This window comes from Paenibacillus sp. FJAT-26967 (assembly GCF_001541095.1).
GTDB lineage: Bacteria > Bacillota > Bacilli > Paenibacillales > NBRC-103111 > Paenibacillus_F.
The window spans coordinates 1,838,903-1,856,436 of sequence record NZ_LMXH01000001.1 but is presented as its reverse complement, the minus strand read 5'-3'; the positions used below and the strand labels follow the sequence as shown (position 1 = coordinate 1,856,436).

Annotated in this window: 17 protein-coding genes; 4 read left to right on the top strand and 13 right to left on the bottom strand. The window is 48.1% G+C overall.

The window, feature by feature from the left end; all coding sequences use genetic code 11:
* Positions 1–87 precede the first annotated feature (87 nt).
* Together AR333_RS08290 and AR333_RS08285 are read right to left on the bottom strand one after the other, a co-directional pair.
* Positions 88–1,230, bottom strand: a complete 1,143-nt coding sequence (locus tag AR333_RS08290) for a zinc-dependent alcohol dehydrogenase (RefSeq protein WP_068774790.1) — start codon at positions 1,228–1,230, stop codon at positions 88–90.
* A gap of 82 nt (positions 1,231–1,312) precedes the next feature.
* A complete protein-coding gene (locus AR333_RS08285; RefSeq protein WP_068774789.1) occupies positions 1,313–2,839 on the bottom strand; it encodes a BCCT family transporter in 1,527 nt (508 codons plus the stop codon).
* An 883-nt stretch (positions 2,840–3,722) separates the two neighbouring features.
* Here AR333_RS08285 and AR333_RS08280 point away from each other — a divergent pair.
* Entirely contained in the window at positions 3,723–4,763 is a 1,041-nt protein-coding gene (locus AR333_RS08280; protein WP_068774788.1) for a lytic polysaccharide monooxygenase, read from the top strand.
* A gap of 65 nt (positions 4,764–4,828) precedes the next feature.
* Here the strand turns inward: AR333_RS08280 and AR333_RS08275 are convergent, their stop codons facing one another.
* From AR333_RS08275 to AR333_RS08260, 4 genes are all read right to left on the bottom strand, one after another.
* Positions 4,829–5,413 (bottom strand): MFS transporter, encoded by a 585-nt coding sequence (locus AR333_RS08275; RefSeq protein WP_068774787.1) that lies wholly within the window; start codon positions 5,411–5,413, stop codon positions 4,829–4,831.
* The gene (locus AR333_RS08270; RefSeq protein WP_068774786.1) at positions 5,406–6,848 is read right to left on the bottom strand and encodes an FAD-binding oxidoreductase; all 1,443 of its coding nucleotides are present in this window, start codon (positions 6,846–6,848) and stop codon (positions 5,406–5,408) included. The genes AR333_RS08275 and AR333_RS08270 overlap by 8 nt, the downstream gene beginning before the upstream one ends.
* Positions 6,849–7,035: 187 nt before the next feature.
* Positions 7,036–7,275, bottom strand: coding sequence for a hypothetical protein (locus AR333_RS08265; protein WP_068774785.1), 240 nt, complete (start codon positions 7,273–7,275; stop codon positions 7,036–7,038).
* Between the two features lie 117 nt (positions 7,276–7,392).
* The gene (locus AR333_RS08260; RefSeq protein WP_068774784.1) at positions 7,393–7,944 is read right to left on the bottom strand and encodes a hypothetical protein; all 552 of its coding nucleotides are present in this window, start codon (positions 7,942–7,944) and stop codon (positions 7,393–7,395) included.
* Between the two features lie 343 nt (positions 7,945–8,287).
* Here AR333_RS08260 and AR333_RS24935 point away from each other — a divergent pair, with 343 nt between their 5' ends.
* Positions 8,288–8,431, top strand: coding sequence for a hypothetical protein (locus tag AR333_RS24935; protein WP_172798808.1), 144 nt, complete (start codon positions 8,288–8,290; stop codon positions 8,429–8,431).
* Positions 8,432–8,602: 171 nt separating this feature from the next.
* Here the strand turns inward: AR333_RS24935 and AR333_RS08255 are convergent, their stop codons facing one another.
* The 4 genes from AR333_RS08255 to AR333_RS08240 all read right to left on the bottom strand — a co-directional run bounded on the left by AR333_RS08255 (position 8,603) and on the right by AR333_RS08240 (position 13,438).
* A complete protein-coding gene (locus AR333_RS08255) occupies positions 8,603–9,895 on the bottom strand; it encodes an N-acetylmuramoyl-L-alanine amidase (protein ID WP_253735743.1) in 1,293 nt (430 codons plus the stop codon).
* 154 nt (positions 9,896–10,049) lie between these two features.
* Positions 10,050–10,652: a nitroreductase family protein gene (locus AR333_RS08250; RefSeq protein ID WP_068774783.1), complete on the bottom strand. Its 603-nt coding sequence runs from the start codon at positions 10,650–10,652 to the stop codon at positions 10,050–10,052.
* Between the two features lie 217 nt (positions 10,653–10,869).
* On the bottom strand, positions 10,870–12,135 hold the full coding sequence (locus AR333_RS08245; protein WP_068774782.1) for a multidrug effflux MFS transporter: 1,266 nt from the start codon (positions 12,133–12,135) through the stop codon (positions 10,870–10,872).
* 220 nt (positions 12,136–12,355) lie between these two features.
* Positions 12,356–13,438 carry a lactonase family protein gene (locus AR333_RS08240; protein WP_068775173.1) on the bottom strand — a complete coding sequence of 361 codons (1,083 nt, stop codon included), beginning with the start codon at positions 13,436–13,438 and terminating at the stop codon, positions 12,356–12,358.
* 249 nt (positions 13,439–13,687) lie between these two features.
* Between AR333_RS08240 and cdaS the strand changes: the two genes are divergently transcribed.
* On the top strand, positions 13,688–14,332 hold the full coding sequence (gene cdaS / locus AR333_RS08235; RefSeq protein ID WP_068774781.1) for a sporulation-specific diadenylate cyclase CdaS: 645 nt from the start codon (positions 13,688–13,690) through the stop codon (positions 14,330–14,332).
* Here the strand turns inward: cdaS and AR333_RS08230 are convergent.
* The 3 genes from AR333_RS08230 to AR333_RS08220 are packed head-to-tail and all read right to left on the bottom strand — an operon-like array spanning position 14,329 to position 15,816.
* Positions 14,329–14,655, bottom strand: coding sequence for an AzlD domain-containing protein (locus AR333_RS08230; RefSeq protein ID WP_068774780.1), 327 nt, complete (start codon positions 14,653–14,655; stop codon positions 14,329–14,331). The genes cdaS and AR333_RS08230 overlap by 4 nt on opposite strands.
* The gene (locus tag AR333_RS08225) at positions 14,646–15,386 is read right to left on the bottom strand and encodes an AzlC family ABC transporter permease (RefSeq protein ID WP_253735742.1); all 741 of its coding nucleotides are present in this window, start codon (positions 15,384–15,386) and stop codon (positions 14,646–14,648) included. The genes AR333_RS08230 and AR333_RS08225 overlap by 10 nt, the downstream gene beginning before the upstream one ends.
* Positions 15,373–15,816 carry a MarR family winged helix-turn-helix transcriptional regulator gene (locus tag AR333_RS08220; RefSeq protein ID WP_068775171.1) on the bottom strand — a complete coding sequence of 148 codons (444 nt, stop codon included), beginning with the start codon at positions 15,814–15,816 and terminating at the stop codon, positions 15,373–15,375. Before AR333_RS08220 ends, AR333_RS08225 begins: the two co-directional genes overlap by 14 nt.
* A gap of 150 nt (positions 15,817–15,966) precedes the next feature.
* Here AR333_RS08220 and AR333_RS08215 point away from each other — a divergent pair, with 150 nt between their 5' ends.
* Positions 15,967–17,511, top strand: a complete 1,545-nt coding sequence (locus tag AR333_RS08215) for an MDR family MFS transporter (RefSeq protein WP_068774779.1) — start codon at positions 15,967–15,969, stop codon at positions 17,509–17,511.
* Positions 17,512–17,534 lie beyond the last annotated feature (23 nt).

The window sequence follows — 17,534 nt, the reverse complement described above, 5'->3', positions numbered from 1 at the left end:
TAAGCACCCCTCAAGCGTCCCTTGAGTGATCGCAAAAAAACCGTAAACCATTACGGCTTACGGTTTCGGCGGAGTCATCCCTGCTCCCTAAGGCTTTAACACTACTTTAATGCAATCCTCCATTTTATCAATGAACACCTTGTATCCGTGCTCCGCTTCAGATAAAGGCAGTCTATGTGTGATTATATCCGTCGGATCCAGCTCTCCCGTACGGATTTGGCGGTACAGCTCGGGCATATAATGAATGACTGGCGCTTGTCCCATCTTCAATGTGATATTGCGGGAAAACAAATCACCGAGCGGGAACATGTTGTAATTCATCCCGTATACGCCGATCAGTTGAATCGTACCGCCTTTACGAATCACACTCGTAGCAGTCTGAACAGGACCCAGCGTGCCGCCCTGAAGCTTGAGCGCTGTTTCAACTTTCTCCACAACCGACTTCTCCCCGTCCATTCCTACGCAGTCTATCACCACATCGGCGCCGCCGTTCGTTTCATTAAATAAAAATCCTTCAATATCATCTTTATCTTTGAAATTATAGGTTTCAACCTTATTCACGCGTCGGGCATGATTAAGCCGGTAATCGACATGATCGACGGCAATGACACGCTTAGCGCCTTTCTGCCAGGCAAATTTCTGTGCCAGCAGACCGACCGGTCCGCTGCCCAGAATAATGACGGTATCCCCTTTTTTGACTCCCGCATTATCTACAGCCCAGTATGCGGTAGGCAGAATGTCCGATAGAAACAGCACCTGCTCATCTTCCAGCTCCGCTTCCTCCGGAATCACAAAAGGCATGAAATTGCCGTATGGAACCCTCAGAAGTTCGGCCTGTCCGCCAGGATAGCCGCCGTAAGATTCCGAATAGCCCAGGTAGCCGCCTGTATCTTTCTTTGGATTATCATTTGAATTATCGCACTGGCTCTCCAGCTGATTTTGACAGAAATAGCATTCACCGCAGGAGACATTGAAAGGAATAACGACACGGTCCCCTTTCTTGACGCGTGTAACATCGGGTCCGACCTCTTCCACGATTCCCATCGGCTCATGGCCGATCACATAATCATCCGGCATACCCGGAACCATTCCGTTGACCAGATGAATATCGGAGCCGCATATGGCAGTCGTCGTAATACGCACCAGGATGTCGTCCTTTTTCTCCAGTGACGGATCTTTTACCTCTTTGACTTTCACTTTCTGCTTGCCTTGAAAAGTAACAGCTTTCATGTGGTCGCTCCCTTCAAGTTGAATCGCTCTACTTGTTTATTTACACACTGGTAATTAAATGTAAACTCAAGAAACTGTCTGACTAGGCATGATCCCTTAACAGCTTCTCGAATTTAGCCCGTTTATGCTTCTCTTGTTCCTTCTTATGATGCTCTTCCGCCTTAAGCGCTATGTAAAGTGACACGCACATCAGACACAGGATAACGGCAAAAGGAAGCGCCGCTATTATAGAAGCGGTCTGAAGGGCACCTAGTCCGCCGCTGATCAGAAGAACCGTTGCAATCGCGGATTGAAGTACTCCCCATGTGATTTTGACACGGTTGGATGGATTGAGTTTCCCGTCACTGGTGAGCATGCCAAGCACAAAGGTAGCCGAATCTGCTGAGGTTATAAAGAAAATCGTGATGAGCACAATGGCGACGCCTGTCAGGAACGTTCCCCAGGGAAGCTGCTCGAGTGTCATAAACAAGGCCGCTGTCGTATCTTTCTGAACCGCTTCCGCCAAAGGGACCCCGTCAAATATTTGCATCTTGAGCCCTGTTCCTCCAAATACGGCAAACCAGATACAACCGAACATGCTGGGGACAAGAAGAGCCCCGAGGACAAATTCTCGGATCGTTCTTCCTTTGGAGATCCGGGCAATAAAAGTGCCCACGAAAGGCGCCCAAGCAATCCACCAGGCCCAGTAGAACAACGTCCATGTCCCGACCCAGCTCCCCCCCGAGAAAGGCGTCAAGCGAAGGCTCATTTGAATCAAATTCTGCAAATACCCGCCGAACGATTCCGTCAAAGTTTCCATAATAAAGGCGGTCGGTCCCATTATGAATACGAACAACATCAGCACAACGGCAATAATCAAATTTGTATTGCTTAGAAGTTTAATTCCTTTGTCCAATCCGGAAGTAGCCGATATAAGGAAGAGAACCGTTACCACCAGAATAATACCGATCTGAACACCGAGTGAATTCGGCCAGCCCAGAAGATGATTAAATCCACCTGCAATTTGCAGTGTACCCAATCCTAACGAGGTCGCGACGCCGAAAACCGTGGCGATTACAGCCAGTGTATCAATGAGCTTACCGATGGGACCATTTACTTTGTCCTTAAGAAGCGGCTCAAAGGTGGCGCTGATCAGCCCCTTTTTTCCTTTACGGAATTGAAAATACGCAAGGCACAGCGAAATGACCGTATATACGGCCCACGGATGAAGCCCCCAATGGAAGAAAGAGTACCTCATCGCAAGCCGTGCGGCTTCAGAAGTTCCGGGCTCTGCTCCTTCAGGCGGGAGCAAATAATGAGAAAGCGGTTCGGCAGCTCCCCAGAAAACAAGCCCGATGCCCATTCCTGCACTGAACAGCATGGCGAACCAGCTGACCAGCGTATAGACAGGCCGCTCATCATTCTGGCTCAGCCGGATTCTCCCGTATTTGCTGAAAGCCAGATAAAAGGAGAAGAGCAGGAAGAAGAATGTCGCCAGCAGATAAAACCATCCGAAATTAGAAATCGAATAGCTGTAAACCGCATCGGTCACTGAAGCAAATTGTGTTGGCGCCAAAGCTCCCCACAGCACGAAAATCAATATAATAACGATCGAAATGCCAAAAACCATCCAACTTCCTCCTTTACCGTAACTCAAGCAAACAAAAAAGGAGCCTCTTAATACGCTCCTCCCTACTAAGTATTTGGTTTGTTTTCGTTAATTATCCATTCTGCCGTTTGGTGTTTTTAGATTCTGATCCTCTCCTCCGGGAGTTCCGCCAGCCGGTCCAGTTTTTCATCAAACAGAGTACTACCGGTATTCATACCTCCCCTTTTACGCAAATTTCTGCATAATTTTTTCACAACCTGTATGTTTTCGAGTTTTTTTATATGCGGTTTTGACGGACTTTTTGCTGGATATTCTTCATCAGGGCAATAAATTTGGCCAAGTCCTCCTCATTCAGGTTTAGGCGAGACGATCGGCCGACTTCCATTTTTCCCGACAATAAATATGGTATTTTTCCATAATGAAACTTCTAATCCCGCTCCCTGTCTGGGATTCCACAGAAGCACGCTATACTTTTAACACTTTTTAAATGGAAATTAATCGCTTAGTTATTATAACAATCGGGATCAAAATAACTTATATCGAGTCCATTCATCAAATAGTGGAATTATCCACCAAAATTCGACACAAAATTGGAGGCAATTTTGTATAAAAATAGTTAAAATAACAGTTTAAAACTTCGCCGACTTAGTTTATAATCATTGTTATGAAGGAGGTGAGCGATGGGAAATAGGAGAAGCACAGAATAGGAACAGGAGGTCGATCAGCTTAGATTCACTAGACGATTTGCTGCATGAGTCTTTAAATGGAAATACAGCAGTTCCCTGGTTTCGAGTTAATTTGATAATTCGAATGTTCTAGAACTACTATTTTTCTCATTAATGAAAGCGGATTCATCTTGCACGTACTTAATACTAAACACAACTACTAGGAGGAATATTATACTATGGTTCAACAAACAAGACTATTCAAGGTATCGCCAGTCCTTACTGGCATTGTGATGGTAATGCTGGCGGTAGCTTTTTCACTTCTTTTTGCTAAAAGCGCTTCTGCACACGGTTACATCGAAGGTCCTGCCAGCCGCGCGGCTCTTTGTAAAACTGGCGCTAACGTAGGTTGTGGAGCTATCCAATACGAGCCACAAAGCCTTGAAGCTAAAGGTAACTACCCTGCTGCTGGTCCTGCTGATGGTCAAATCGCAGGCGCAGGCGCATTCCCTGAACTGAACGTTCAAACAGCTGACCGTTGGACTAAAGTAAACCTGAACACTGGCGCTAACAACTTCACATGGAAATTGACTGCAGCTCATGCAACTAAAGAATGGAAATACTACATCACTAAGCCAGGTTGGAACCCTAACAAAACACTTGCTCGTTCCGACTTCGACCTGTTCTGTTCTTTCAATGATGGCGGCAAACGCCCTGATTTCAGCGTAACTCATTCTTGCAACATCCCAACTGACCGCACTGGTTACAACGTAATCCTGGCTGTATGGGAAATCTCCGACACAGGTAACGCTTTCTACAACGTAATCGACGTTAACCTGGGTGGTAACAATGGCGGCGGCGCTACACCGGCAGCTCCATCGACTCCAGCTAACCTGGCTTCTTCCGCTCAAACTACTTCCAGCGTGAGCCTTAGCTGGTCTGCTTCCACAGCTGCTAGCGGCATCAAGAACTACGAAGTATACCGCAACAACACACTGGTAGGTACAACTACTACGACTTCTTATTCAGATACTGGTCTGACTGCTAACACAACTTACTCTTACACGGTAAAAGCTGTAGACAATGCGGGCACAAAATCTATCGCATCCTCTGCTCTGTCCGTTAAAACTGCAGGTAGCAGCTCTGCATTCCCTGCTTGGAATGCTACAACTGCCTATGTAGGCGGCAGCAAGGTAACACACAATGGTGTTTCCTACCAAGCTAAATGGTGGACTCAAGGTGAAACTCCTGGATCCGCTGGCGTATGGCAAGCTATCTAATCTAACCAAGTAAAGAAGACCGCTCAAAAGTTTCATTTTGAGCGGTCTTTTTCTGTGAAAAAAATTCAAATCTTCTCCCCGCCCGATACTTCCTCATGCTTAGAGGCTCCGAACGATACTCGCCGTTGTCTCCAGATCAACCAGGAGCTGCCCGCATATAGGATAGCACTAAAGTAGAACAAAGCATCAATGGTCAGCCAGTCGATGATCGTCCCGCCGATTATGACCGCAAACCCTGACGCAATCGAGGTCCAGAAGTGATAATTCCCGATTACCGGACCGCGGGACCCGCTCTCCGTGTAATCGGCGAGAAGCAGCCTCTCACTCATTTTCTGCATCGCATTGCATGAGCCCATCACTATTTGCAGGACTAGAACCCACGCATACGAGATAACCCAAGGAAAAGCCAGCATCACAGCCATCATTCCAACTGAGCTCATGAATAAACTATCATGGCCGCGCCGGTCCAGTCTCGGCCCTAACCACTGGGATACTACAGCGGAACTAATGGTGAATACGGCAAAGGCCAATCCGTATTTCGAATAGCTGTTGCCGAGATTTTTTAAGAATAGCAAATAGTACGGATATATCATGCCTGCGGCCAGCGTTACCACACTCTGAGAGCGGATCAGCCATTGAATCTTATTCATGGTTTCCATCCCCTCTGTACTGTTCATAGAAATAATTCATAAACAGATGCTCCGGATCGTAGCGGTCTTTGCCCTCAAAAAACTCCTTCTGCCGGGGATAGACAGTCTGAAACTGAGTCTGGGTCGGATAGGCCGCATAGGGAAGATAATATGTACCGCGGTGACGAATCACTTCCTGGATTATTTTCTGTATAGCTGGCTTAATTTTGGCTTGCTCTTTGTCCGATAAAGGAACGTTGAACAAACAAACGAGCGCAAACATATCTTCCCGTGCATAAGATAGAACCGCTTCTTCATCTTTTTGGACAAACCTGACGGAGATATTAAGCAAATTTAAATTTTCCTGCAGCAGAACGCTCCGCATATCCGCAACAAAACCTGCAAATTCATCGACTGGAATGAAGTATTCCTGAAGAAGATCATTCGTCCCCGTTCCTCGATATTCCATAAAAGCCGATTCTGAACGCATGGCATTATTCCGGCTGACGATAACATTCTGCTGGCTGTTGAAATACAATTTCTGCGTGGACCAGAATAAGTTTTTCCCCCAATCCGAGCTGCGGTTGACATGGAACATGATTTTACTCGGGATAACGCCTTGTTCATATTCTTTTAAAGTATGATGTTCCGCGAGAGGGAGTCCAGGATCCTTCCTGTAATTCATCGCATACATATCTGTCAGGAAGCCCTCCGGCGCTACGGAAATTCTAGCGATGCTCATCCGAACCGATCCGTCCAGAAGAATATTTTCTTTAAAATAGCAGCTATAGTCCTGGACAGAAGTCGCTTCTGTCGTCATCCGGTATACTTCATCCTCCGTTAAAGTCAGCGTAACGTCCAGAATAATGCCGAACAACCCATAACCGCCTAGAGCCAAGGAAAAAAGCTCCTTATTCTCTGTCCGGCTAACATTTTTTATTTCCCCGCCGGCTGTAAGAAGACGAAAAGACTCCACACTGTTAATCAAAGAACCATTGTGAAGATCACGACCATGTGCATTGATGCTGATTGAACCGCCTATCGTAAAAATATTTTGAGACTGCATGGTTTTAACTGCAAGCCCGTAAGGGTTAATCTTGTCCTGTACATCTTTCCATGTCGCCCCGGCCTGTACCCGGATGACTTTGGCGCTTGGATCAAAAGAAAGAATGTTGTTATAGGTCTTCATATCGATGACAATTCCATCTTTGTAGTAAGTATGTCCGCCTTGGCTGTGGCGCTGTCCTGCTATGGATACAGTTAATCTCTTATCCTTTGCTTCCTGCAGGATGCGGATCAGCTGCTGGACTTCTCTGCCCTCTGTGACCCGTTCCACTTTGACCGGATGAAGCCGGCTGTAATCCGTAATAAGATAAGGATCCTGATCCGCTGTACGGGTACGGGCATATTCATAAGAACAGACTGCGATCAGCAGAACGAGGCAGAACCATTTCATTTTCGATGAAAAAAGTCCGCTATTTGAAACAGGTGCTTCTTTCAGTTGGAATCCCCCTTTCGCCTCAAATAAAACCGGATTCCAATAAAAATAGCAATGACCGGATTCCAACTGGAAAATCGGCCATTGCTATGTCTGTTATCCATTTGTCTTCTTCACCGTCATTCACAATACGTACCTCTTTCACCTAAAAACCGGAATGATATTTATCCGGGCTGGAGGAATTGTGTTTGGTTCCTTTTTTATCTTTCTCATCTTGCTGCTCTATATTTAAATCTTCCACAGGTATCGGGTCCACATTCTGCTGACTTTCATACAAATCGAAGAGACTTTCTTTCTCCGTCGGATATTGCTCTGGATGATCGCGGTTTCCCTTCTGTTGAGTCTGCTGTTCAATCTCTTGTTCGGTCTTCTTAGGTTCTGGCATATAACTCACCTCACTTCGATTGGTATATCTTAAATACCTCAAATCGAAGGAAGTCAAACAGGAGGATTGCATTTCATCTTGCCCGCCAATGATATAGGCGAATATCTGTATTCGCTTTCAGAAACGTTCCAGCGCTATATCGAAAACTAATAAACGTTTTCCGCTGCGGTCCAGAATCTGCATAGCAGACTGCAGAAGTTCGGACATCGCTGAATCATCATTGGATGGTATATCTACACTTCGGGGTGCCTGATCATCCAGCGTAACATCGGCCAGCTTCCATGTGCCATCAGCATGATCGGTCACGTTGGGTACGTGATCCAGCGCCATTTGCAGCGCACGCCTTAGAGCGGTTGTCGCATTGAGGCCTGAACATCCGTACCAGAGGCCATTCGTTCCAACCCACATCACAGGGAAACCGAACAAATCCTCTTCTGATCCAAACAAGGGTAACCCGCTGACGGCTGTTAAATCTTGCAGAAGTGCGCGACATCTTTCGTCTTCTACTGTCCCCAGCTCTAGTTTTTTAATAACCGGTTTCTGGGTTTGCTGCCTCTTGCCCATTTCCTTGTCCAGATAACTCTCTAATCCGCTGCATACCCCTTCTACGAAAAAAGGCCATGCCCCCACCGTACCCAATCCTTCCGGCTGCAATTTTCCCATGTCCATGATCCACTCTCCTTTCCATTCATTCTGTGAGTATAAACCGCGATTCATTAGTATTCTTGCTGGATAGCGCAAAATCCTGCCGAAACTTAAGTGATTTTTCTAAATATTTATAAAATTCTCTTTAATGTCACAACTATCCTGATTTTTGTTAAGTTAACCCTTCGCTCCGCTCTGCCCTCCCCTCATCTCCCTTATATGTTACATCATATAAAAATCAGGTTGTCTTGATGCTTGACCTTACTATTTTCTTTTGGAGCAGGGACATTCGCACAGTCTCCTGTTCGTTTAGGTGCATATTCTATCTCGTTCTAACAATCTTTTACCGAATAGGAGCTGGATACGAATGGGTTATGTTGGCGGAGTCGGTGGCGTAGGTGGAGTCGGTGGCGTTGGCGGTTATGGTGGCGGAATTGGTTTTACAAGCACCGGAGCCATTCTTGTTCTCTTTATCCTGTTGGTCATCATAAGCCGTGCTTTTCTGTATTAATTAGCTGCGCAGTTGTGCTGAGGGCTTATTCTAAGGCTGCACACAACCATTGTTTGACTGGTGCCGATCCCCCGGCACCAGTTTTTTTGCTCATCTCTTATGTGAAATGATCCATCACTGAACCGGCCACAGTGACGATTATCGCTGTCCCCGGGGAGTTTTTCGCAGACCTCACTTGTTCATAATCTGTTCGTAGAGACGCTTAAGAATGAGTGCTTCAGCCCACAGGGGTAAAGGCTGTTCGACATTTTGTTTCCATACCGGATCTGTCAGAAGCCCCTGTTCGTATAGCCATTCAACCGCCTCAAGTTTCCAGTCAGCAGGACCCGAAGGGTCGGGTATTTGGAGGCCCATTGCTTTTGCCACCCCATCTCCAATAGAATCGGCAAGCTTTTGTAAGAATGACGGATTTTTCAGTAGATTTGCATCAATTAAATTGTCCACGAATAAATTTTCGATCAGCAGGGCATCCATTTTTGTCTCGCGGAGAACGGCAAAATTCGCTTCTTTCTTTCCGCGGTCTTTCACACCCTGCGTATTCAAAAACTTCATGATTTCATCATGAACCACAGTTTGTTTCTGACCACTTGCTCCATTCCGGGTTCCCGGATAAACATACGTTTCGAATCCTTCCCCGCCCCCTGCATTATGATGCAGAGCAACGAAGTAAGCGGCATTCCAACTGTTAGCCAGATTTGCCCGTTCAGACAGTTCCAAGAACACATCGGTATCCCGGGTCAGCTTTACATTCGCGGAGTAAGCATTTACTAAACGATCCCGGACTTTCAAGGTCAGATGCAGCGCGAGTGATTTCTCTACAAGTCCGCTGCCTTGGGCGCCGGAGTCCTTCCCTCCATGTCCCGCGTCCAGCACAATGAGGGGAAGAACCGGAGCTGCCGGACCGGAGGCCATCATTTTATTGTACAGCTTCAGAATGGAGTGGCCATAGGTCTCTCCAGCTTGCAAGGCGTCTTGCAGCGATGCGTATTTCTTCCGGTCGTATCCCGGGACTGCCCATCTGCCGGACAGGTCCTCCCAATTCGGGGCGATGCCACGCGTAACTAAATGAAAGCGAGGATCCATTATCACTTCGCCCGCCGGCAGCGGATTTTTTGAAGCATAAGCATATAGATGCTGGATCTGTGCGGTCACACCGGCTGCAATAGTCGGGAAGCTGTTGCCGGGAACACCGCCGGTCGCGCCGATTCCCGCGAAATTGTTTTGTTCAGGTTTGACATCTCCCCCGAACCGGAACCAGTTGGTTTCATGTATCGACTGTGCAACAGCAACGTCTCCGCGCACGCCGTATTTGGCCCCAATGTCAACAAAGTTGCGGGCGATCTCCGCATTAAAAGACGGATTTACGGTGCGGATAAAGTTCGTAATTTTACTCGCATCAGCCTGAGTCCTGCCCATAATCGGATGTCTGGTCACAGCGGCTCCACTTATGCCGTACTCTTCCACCTGCCTCACCTCTCATCTTGCGTTTGTACTTATTACTTATAGTTTATGATAATTCTGACTTTATGCGAGTGTGTCTGTCCATTTTGTTCAAAAATACAAAAGCCGCCTTCATATGAAGACGGCTCATCATCGTTACACCTATACCTATGCAAATTTATTTAAAAACTTTTACACGCTCTTCAAGCGGCTGGAATTCCTTCTCGCCCGGCTGCATGGTCGGTTTGCCGAAAGGCATTTGAGCAATCAGCTTCCAGCTCGCAGGAATGTTCCACTCCTGTTTCACCGCTTCGTCAACAAGCGGATTGTAATGCTGAAGAGAAGCGCCTAAACCTTCGGCTTCCAAGCTGGTCCATACAACAAACTGCAGCATACCTGAAGAATGTTGAGACCAGATCGGGAAATTGTCTGCATACAGCGCAAAATTCTTTTGCAGTCCTTCTATAACGCTTTGATCCTCGAAGAAAAGAACCGTACCGGAACCGCTTTGGAATGCAGCCATTTTGTCTGCGGTAGAAGCAAACTGCTCTTCATTGTTCACAACTTTACGCAGGGTTTCTTTCGTAATGTTCCAAAATTTATCATGTTGTTCATTTAAAAGCAGAACGACTCTTGCGCTCTGGGAGTTAAAAGAGGAAGGCGTATGCTTAACAGCCTCGTTAATCAGTTCCTGAATTCTATCTTCTGAAACAACGGTTTCTTTGCTGATTCCGTAAATAGAGCGTCTGTTCTTAAGCGCTGCAATAAAATCCATAGCCATATTGTATAGCCTCCTACGTTTTGTTAGTAACCTACTTTATTATTGTAACGTATTCTTTAGAAAAGTAAACCCCTTTTTAAAAATACCGTTGATAGAATGCGTATTTGATGACTGCTTTATTCTTCGAAGCCGCCAAACCAAAAAAACCGGACGGAGCGACATAGGCGTCGTCTGTCCGGTTTCTTGTTATGGTAGCACAGTGTATGTTCGGCTGCGTCTAACTGGAAAGATTGGCTTGCGGAGCTTCGGCACGCTTGCGGCGGATCATAACCCAGTAGCACAGCACAGCTCCAAGATCAGAGGCTGCAATCACAACTCCCATCGGCACCGCTGTTGCGCTTCCTGCAATTCCTACCAATGGCGCCACCAATGCACCGAGTATAAAAGAAAGCAGCCCAAGCAGTGCCGAAGCGCTTCCTGCCGAATGACCGTAGTTCTGCATAGCAAGCGAGAAACTGGCGGTGCTTACAATCCCGACACTCGATACTACGAAGAAGAGCGGAATAAGAATTGCAGTTAATCCAGCTCCGGCAAGAATCATAGCCAGCAAAGATACACCGCCCAATGAAGCAATAAGCAGGCCGCTAACGAGCAGCTTCGTTTCACTGACCCTTCCTGCCAAACGTCCGGCAATTTGCCCCGCAATGATAATGCCGATGCCATTGATGGCGAAGAACAGGCTGAACATTTGCGCAGAGGCATGGTGAATATTTTGTATCACGAAAGGAGATCCCGAAATATAAGCGAACATGGCCGCGGAAATCAGCCCCTGCGTCAGGGCATAGCCCATAAACATTCGGTCTCGAAGCAGAGTCCGGAAGGTTCTGATGGTCTGTTTCATGCCTCCTTTGAATCTTCTCTCCGCAGGAAGAGTTTCAGGCAGACCGAACAAAGACGTCAGCAGCATGAGAATACCGATTACTGCCAAGACTAGGAACACGCCCTGCCAGGATGTGAACTGGAGCAGCTGTCCACCTGCAATAGGCGCCAGAATGGGTGCCGCTCCGTTAATCAGCATAAGGAGCGAGAAAACCTTCGTCAGCTCTGAGCCGCTGTAAAGATCCCTGACCACCGCTCTGGAGATGACAATCCCTGCCGCGCCCGCCATTCCCTGAATAAAGCGGAGCAGGATCAGGCTCCAGATCGACGGTACAACGGCACACAGCAGCGAGGCTGCCGTATAGACACCGAGGCCTGCGAGCAAAGGCAGGCGGCGGCCTTTGATATCACTGATTGAGCCTGCAAAAATCTGACCGATCGCAAGGCCGAGCAGGCATGAAGTCAAACTGAGCTGTGCCAGTGAAGCGGTTGTGTCCATATCATCTGCCAGAAGCGGCAGCGCCGGCAGATACATATCCAGCGACAGCGGCCCGAAGGCGGATAGAGCGCCCAGTACAAATACAAGCCATATTTTATTCGAGCGGAAGGAAAAAGAAGGGTTCTGAAGTCCCCTCTCTTCCTGTTTGCTTCCGGTACCTGGCATCACAATCATCCTATCTTTGTATAAGAAATTAAGAAACCATCTTGCGAGAAAGCCAAGATCAACGTCTACACTAACGCACACTTTACTGTGTGTCAATACCGCTTCGGGCGCAGACCTAATCAGGCTGTGCACAAGAAAACAGGCCCATCTGACGGACAGAAGGGGCCTGCATGGGGAGTCAGCTTACCGGTATTGCTTCCTCTTCTACATCAGCTACATCCTACAAGTAGCAGGGCTTCACGCATACCGGCTTCGATACGGATAACGTATATCCTGTGAACTCCAGTCGTCCGCTGCCCGAATCAACCCGATAAGTTACCACGTTGTCTGTATCGCGGTTAGCCGCAATAAGATAACGCCCTCCCGGGGTCAAGGTAAAATGACGGGGATGCCGCCCTTCCGTAGAGACATGCTCGATCACGCTCAGCTTCCCCGAACCGTTGTCGATCTTGCAGACAACAATGCTGTCATGACCGCGGTTAGAGCCGTACAAATAATTACCATCTTCCGATACTGTGACTTCTGCGCAAATGTTGTCGCCCTCGTAGGTCATTGGAAGGGTGGAAAGAGTCTGAATCGGATTCAGCTGTCCCGATTCTGACTCATAAGCGAACGCGGTCAGGCTCGAGTCAATTTCATTGATCACATAAGCAAATTTACCGCTCGGATGGAAGACCATATGACGCGGACCAGCTCCCGGATGAAGCTTCGTCTCTCCGCTGAGCTCAAGCACTTTATTCTTCGGATCAACCGCATAGGCAACAATCCGGTCCAAGCCCAAGTCGGGGATGAACACGAAACGGTTATCCGGGCTGAACAGCGCCGAGTGCGGATGCGGCTGGTCCTGCCGCTCCGGATTCGGGCCTGTACCTTCATGCTGCTCCACATCCAGCAGTTCCCCGATCGTTCCGTCCTCATTCAGGGCAACTAGACCGATGAGCCCCCCGTGATAACTAGATACGACCAGAAACTTGCCGCTCCGGTCGCGTTGAATATGACAAGTGGGCGCTGAAACGGTTGCCGCCCGGCTGTAAGAGCTCAGCTTCCCGTTTGCCGGGTCGACCGTTAAACACACGGCCTCCCCTCTTTTACCGCCGTCATCCGCTGCCGCTTCCGAAATAGCATACACTCTGAGGCTCTTTGTATCCACATCCAGGAAAGTAGGATTTTTAAGACCGGATACCTGATCCAGCAGCGTCAGTTCTCCGGTTCCTTCATTGAGCTGAGCTGTGTACACACCTGGTCCGTCCGCTTCCGCATAAGAACCTATCATAATAAAATGTTTGTCCGATAATGTTGTCATAAAATGTTCCTCCTCGGTTGGATTATATATGTACTGGATTATTTCCGTTATGATACCGCCGTACAGACCTTCCACAACAGCAGATTCGAACCTTATATTTTTTTCCAATACAGACGGTTCCTTTAAATGTACACTGTATCCCTTAGCAAAATCAAACAAAGGAATCCTGCTCTGGTGATTATTATAGAGGCTGTCTGTAAACAATTTAACTAACGCTTTAATCACCTTACAAAAGAAGGAAGTGGATTCATGCTTTCCCCCTATAAAGAGTGTGACTTTTCTCCAATGAAAGAAAGTCTCAAGGAAGATATGCTGCTGTTGACCGGCAGAATACAGAAAAGCATTGAAACCCTCGATCAGGATAATTACTGCATGCTCAAGGAAATTGAACAAATTAAAGAGAGTTTTCTAAGCATCGAATCCCGTGCATCCACCTTTTACTTAAACTGCTACTTGTCGCCTTTTACCGATAAATACACGGAACTTTCCATCTCTGTCCAGAATTTGTCCCGTAGACGGCATGGTGCTTTGATCGTAATCGAACGCAGCGAACCGCTTGCAGCCATCATCCAAACCGGCGTACCGATCGGCGCTGAAGTGACCCAGTCTCTGCTGGAGTCGCTTTTCTACCCGGGGACTCCCCTGCACGACGGAGCGGTTCTCATTCGGTACAATCAGATTGTTTCGGCCAAAAATATTTTGCCGCTGTCGCATATTATTCAGCCTGAACCCAAGCTTGGCACCCGTCACCGGGCTGCGATCGGGTTATCTGAATTAAGCGATGCCATCATACTCGTTGTATCTGAGGAAACAGGGAAAGTTTCCTTTGCCTCGAAGGGGAACTTGTATCCCATTGTACCTCAGCAGACCGCTCCGAATCAGGTGAGCGTTTAGACAAGCAGTCTCAATAGTGCGAGGCTGACAATTCCTGCGATCACAGTGCCGAACAAACTTCGTGTCCATACGGCTATGCAGATAGCCGGTATTGCGGCAAGCAGTTCCAGAGCATTATCTGTCAGATTAAACCGGCCTTCATTCAGAAGCAGTTCCTGGGCCAGCAGCGCGGCCATTACGGCAACCGGAATATGCCGGAGCCATCTTATTCCCAGGTCAGGCAGCTGAAGCCTGCTCAGTGCAAGCAGAGGCAGCACGCGGGGAATCCATGTTACAAGTGATGTTCCGACAATCATCCACCAAAACCATTCTCTTACTTCCATTTCTCAATCACCAGCCCAGCCGTCGCTGCAATCAGAATAGCTGCAAGGACATTCAGATTCGGATCCAGTACATAACTTCCGCCTACGACCATCGCAGCTGCCGTCACGGCTACAATCAAATCAAGCCGCAGCTGCCTGCGCGCCGCAAGCTGCAGAACAAGCAGCCCGATAAACATGGCTGCCAGCGCAAAGGTGAGGCCGAATTTCTCCGGATCGGGAATACGCTCCCCCAGAAATCCGCCTACCATATTAGCGGCAAACCAATTGAGGTAAGCCGTCAGATTAAGTCCGAGCATCCACTTGTAGGACAGCCGCTTCCGGACCGCTCCCCGGTTGACCGCCACCCCGAAGGTCTCGTCTGTCAGCTGGGAACCGATCGTCAAGTTCTGCCACCAGGTGAATTTGCTGAAATAAGAAGCTAAAGCGGCGCTCATAAGCAAATGCCGGAGATTCACGAAGAATACGGTCGCGATGATCGCCAGAACGGACTGGCCGGCAGCGATCATTCCAGCCGCAATAAACTGGCCTGAGCCGGCGTACAGCAGCAAGGACAAGAGAGCGATCTCTGCCAGACTCATTCCCGCAGTCTTCTCTACGACACCTGCGGCAAATCCGATACTCAAATAACCGAGTAAGGTAGGCACACAATCTTTGACACCCTGCCGGAACGTATCTTCTTGCGAAGATTCTATGCCTGCTTCCCCTGCAGGAGCAGTTCTATTCCGGATCACGGGAATAGCTTCCTATCTGTTCGTTCGCAAGTTCAAAGACTCCTGTCATTTGCGTGAGAAAAGAATGAATGACCTCCAGCTCTTCCTGTGTATAAGATGAACAAAGTTTTTGGGTATGCTGAGATAGAGGCTCATACAGGGTGTGATAAGATTTTTGACGCACCAGATTGGGAACGATGATTACACGTCGGCCATCCCTCGGATCTTTCTGCCGGGTAATAAATCCCACGTCCTCCAGCCTATCCAGAAGAGCGGTGACGGTACCGGTTGTCAGACCCGTAATTTTGCTGAGTTCTCCGGCCGTGATCGGACCGGTTTCATTTAAGATATCGGCTGTTTTTAAATCCGTATGGATGACACCTATGGAAGATGCAGCATTTTGATGAAAAAGAACGATTCTTGTCGACAACTTTCTCATCTGCGAAATCATTGCAGGTACAGGTGTAGGTTGCACAGGCAAATCACTTGACAAGTAAAATTCCTCCTCATAAACTAGAAAATATCTTGACCATCAAGATAACGGCTGACAGGTTTTATTCATTTTATCGAATCTAAGACAGTTTGCAAAGGAGAAACCGCTTTGATAGACAAAAGTACCAATCTTAAGTATGTCGTAACCGGGCTGCTTCTCGGCATTCTGATGTCGGCCATGGATAACACCATCGTAGCCACTGCAATGGGCACGATTGTTTCGGATCTGGGCGGCTTCGACAAGTTTGTCTGGGTGACCTCGGCTTACATGGTGACAACGATGGCCGGAATGCCGATATTCGGTAAACTCTCGGACATGTACGGGCGCAAACGCTTCTTCCTGTTCGGATTAATCGTGTTCCTGATCGGTTCGGCTTTGTGCGGAATTGCACAGGATATCGTGCAGCTCAGTATTTACCGGGCTATTCAGGGCATCGGAGGCGGAGCTCTGATGCCAATCGCCTTCACGATTGTATTCGATATTTTCCCACCGGAAAAACGCGGCAAGATGACAGGTTTGCTGGGTGCCGTATTCGGAGCATCGAGCGTACTCGGTCCTCTGCTCGGAGCTTATATTACCGAATACATAAGCTGGCATTGGGTGTTCTACGTCAATGTTCCGATCGGGATCGTATCTCTGATCTTAATCGTCCGGTACTACCACGAATCCAAACAGCATGTGAAACAAAAAATCGACTGGTGGGGTGCCACCACACTGGTTGTGGCCGTCGTCAGTCTTATGTTCGCGCTTGAGCTCGGCGGCAAAGACGGATTTGCTTGGGATTCCACTCCCATCATCAGTTTATTCGCAAGCTTTGCTGTATTCTTTGTCCTGTTCTTTATCATTGAAACTAAGGCCAAAGATCCGATCATATCCTTCTGGCTGTTCAAGCAGCGCTTGTTTGCAACGTCTCAGATACTGGCCGTCCTCTACGGAGCCACTTTTATCATTCTGACCGTCTATATTCCGATCTACGTTCAAGCGGTTTTCGGAGGATCGGCTACCAATGCCGGCCTTATCCTGACTCCGATGATGCTGGGAAGTGTAGCGGGCAGTGCGATCGGCGGTATCTTCCTGGCGAAGACCAGTTTCCGCAACCTCATGCTGATTTCGGTTTTCTCCTTCTTCATCGGCATGTTCCTGCTGGGCGGACTGACTCCGCAGACTAGCCGCAGCATGCTGACCGTGTTTATGATTATCGCAGGATTCGGAGTCGGCTTTTCGTTCTCCCTTCTTCCTACGGCTTCAACCAACAATTTGGACCCCCGGTTCAGAGGAACCGCGACATCCACGAACTCCTTCTTGAGGTCGTTTGGAATGACTATCGGAATCACGGTCTTCGGCACGATTCAGAGTCATGCATTCAGTAACAAGCTCGCGGAATCTTTCCAGGGGATGGCCGGAGGCGCTGCAATGGGCGGAATCGATATGAGCAGACCCCAGCAGCTTTTCCAAGCGGAGGCGCGGGCCCAAATCCCCCCGGACATCCTCGCTAAAATTACAGATGCGATGTCTCAATCGATTGCATATACCTTTATGCTCGCCTTAATTCCTATCGGAATTGCGGTCATCACGGTATTCTTCATGGGGAACTCCCGTGTCGTCTCGTCGAAGGAAGCCGCCAAAGAAACAAGCGCCGCTTCCAGAATCTGATTTTCAGCCCGATCATTCCGTGA

Bases quoted from the DNA above. Each gene is read 5' to 3' on its own strand.
- AR333_RS08260 (WP_068774784.1), bottom strand. From the start codon at position 7,944: ATGGACATGGGAAAATTGCAGCCGGAAGGATTGGGTACGGTGGGGGCA.
- AR333_RS24935 (WP_172798808.1), top strand. From the start codon at position 8,288: ATGGGTTATGTTGGCGGAGTCGGTGGCGTAGGTGGAGTCGGTGGCGTT.
- AR333_RS08240 (WP_068775173.1), bottom strand. From the start codon at position 13,438: ATGACAACATTATCGGACAAACATTTTATTATGATAGGTTCTTATGCG.
- AR333_RS08275 (WP_068774787.1), bottom strand. From the start codon at position 5,413: ATGAATAAGATTCAATGGCTGATCCGCTCTCAGAGTGTGGTAACGCTG.
- AR333_RS08285 (WP_068774789.1), bottom strand. From the start codon at position 2,839: ATGGTTTTTGGCATTTCGATCGTTATTATATTGATTTTCGTGCTGTGG.
- AR333_RS08290 (WP_068774790.1), bottom strand. From the start codon at position 1,230: ATGAAAGCTGTTACTTTTCAAGGCAAGCAGAAAGTGAAAGTCAAAGAG.
- AR333_RS08270 (WP_068774786.1), bottom strand. From the start codon at position 6,848: ATGAAATGGTTCTGCCTCGTTCTGCTGATCGCAGTCTGTTCTTATGAA.
- AR333_RS08250 (WP_068774783.1), bottom strand. From the start codon at position 10,652: ATGGCTATGGATTTTATTGCAGCGCTTAAGAACAGACGCTCTATTTAC.
- AR333_RS08280 (WP_068774788.1), top strand. From the start codon at position 3,723: ATGGTTCAACAAACAAGACTATTCAAGGTATCGCCAGTCCTTACTGGC.
- cdaS (WP_068774781.1), top strand. From the start codon at position 13,688: ATGCTTTCCCCCTATAAAGAGTGTGACTTTTCTCCAATGAAAGAAAGT.
- AR333_RS08265 (WP_068774785.1), bottom strand. From the start codon at position 7,275: ATGCCAGAACCTAAGAAGACCGAACAAGAGATTGAACAGCAGACTCAA.
- AR333_RS08230 (WP_068774780.1), bottom strand. From the start codon at position 14,655: ATGGAAGTAAGAGAATGGTTTTGGTGGATGATTGTCGGAACATCACTT.
- AR333_RS08245 (WP_068774782.1), bottom strand. From the start codon at position 12,135: ATGCCAGGTACCGGAAGCAAACAGGAAGAGAGGGGACTTCAGAACCCT.
- AR333_RS08220 (WP_068775171.1), bottom strand. From the start codon at position 15,816: ATGATTTCGCAGATGAGAAAGTTGTCGACAAGAATCGTTCTTTTTCAT.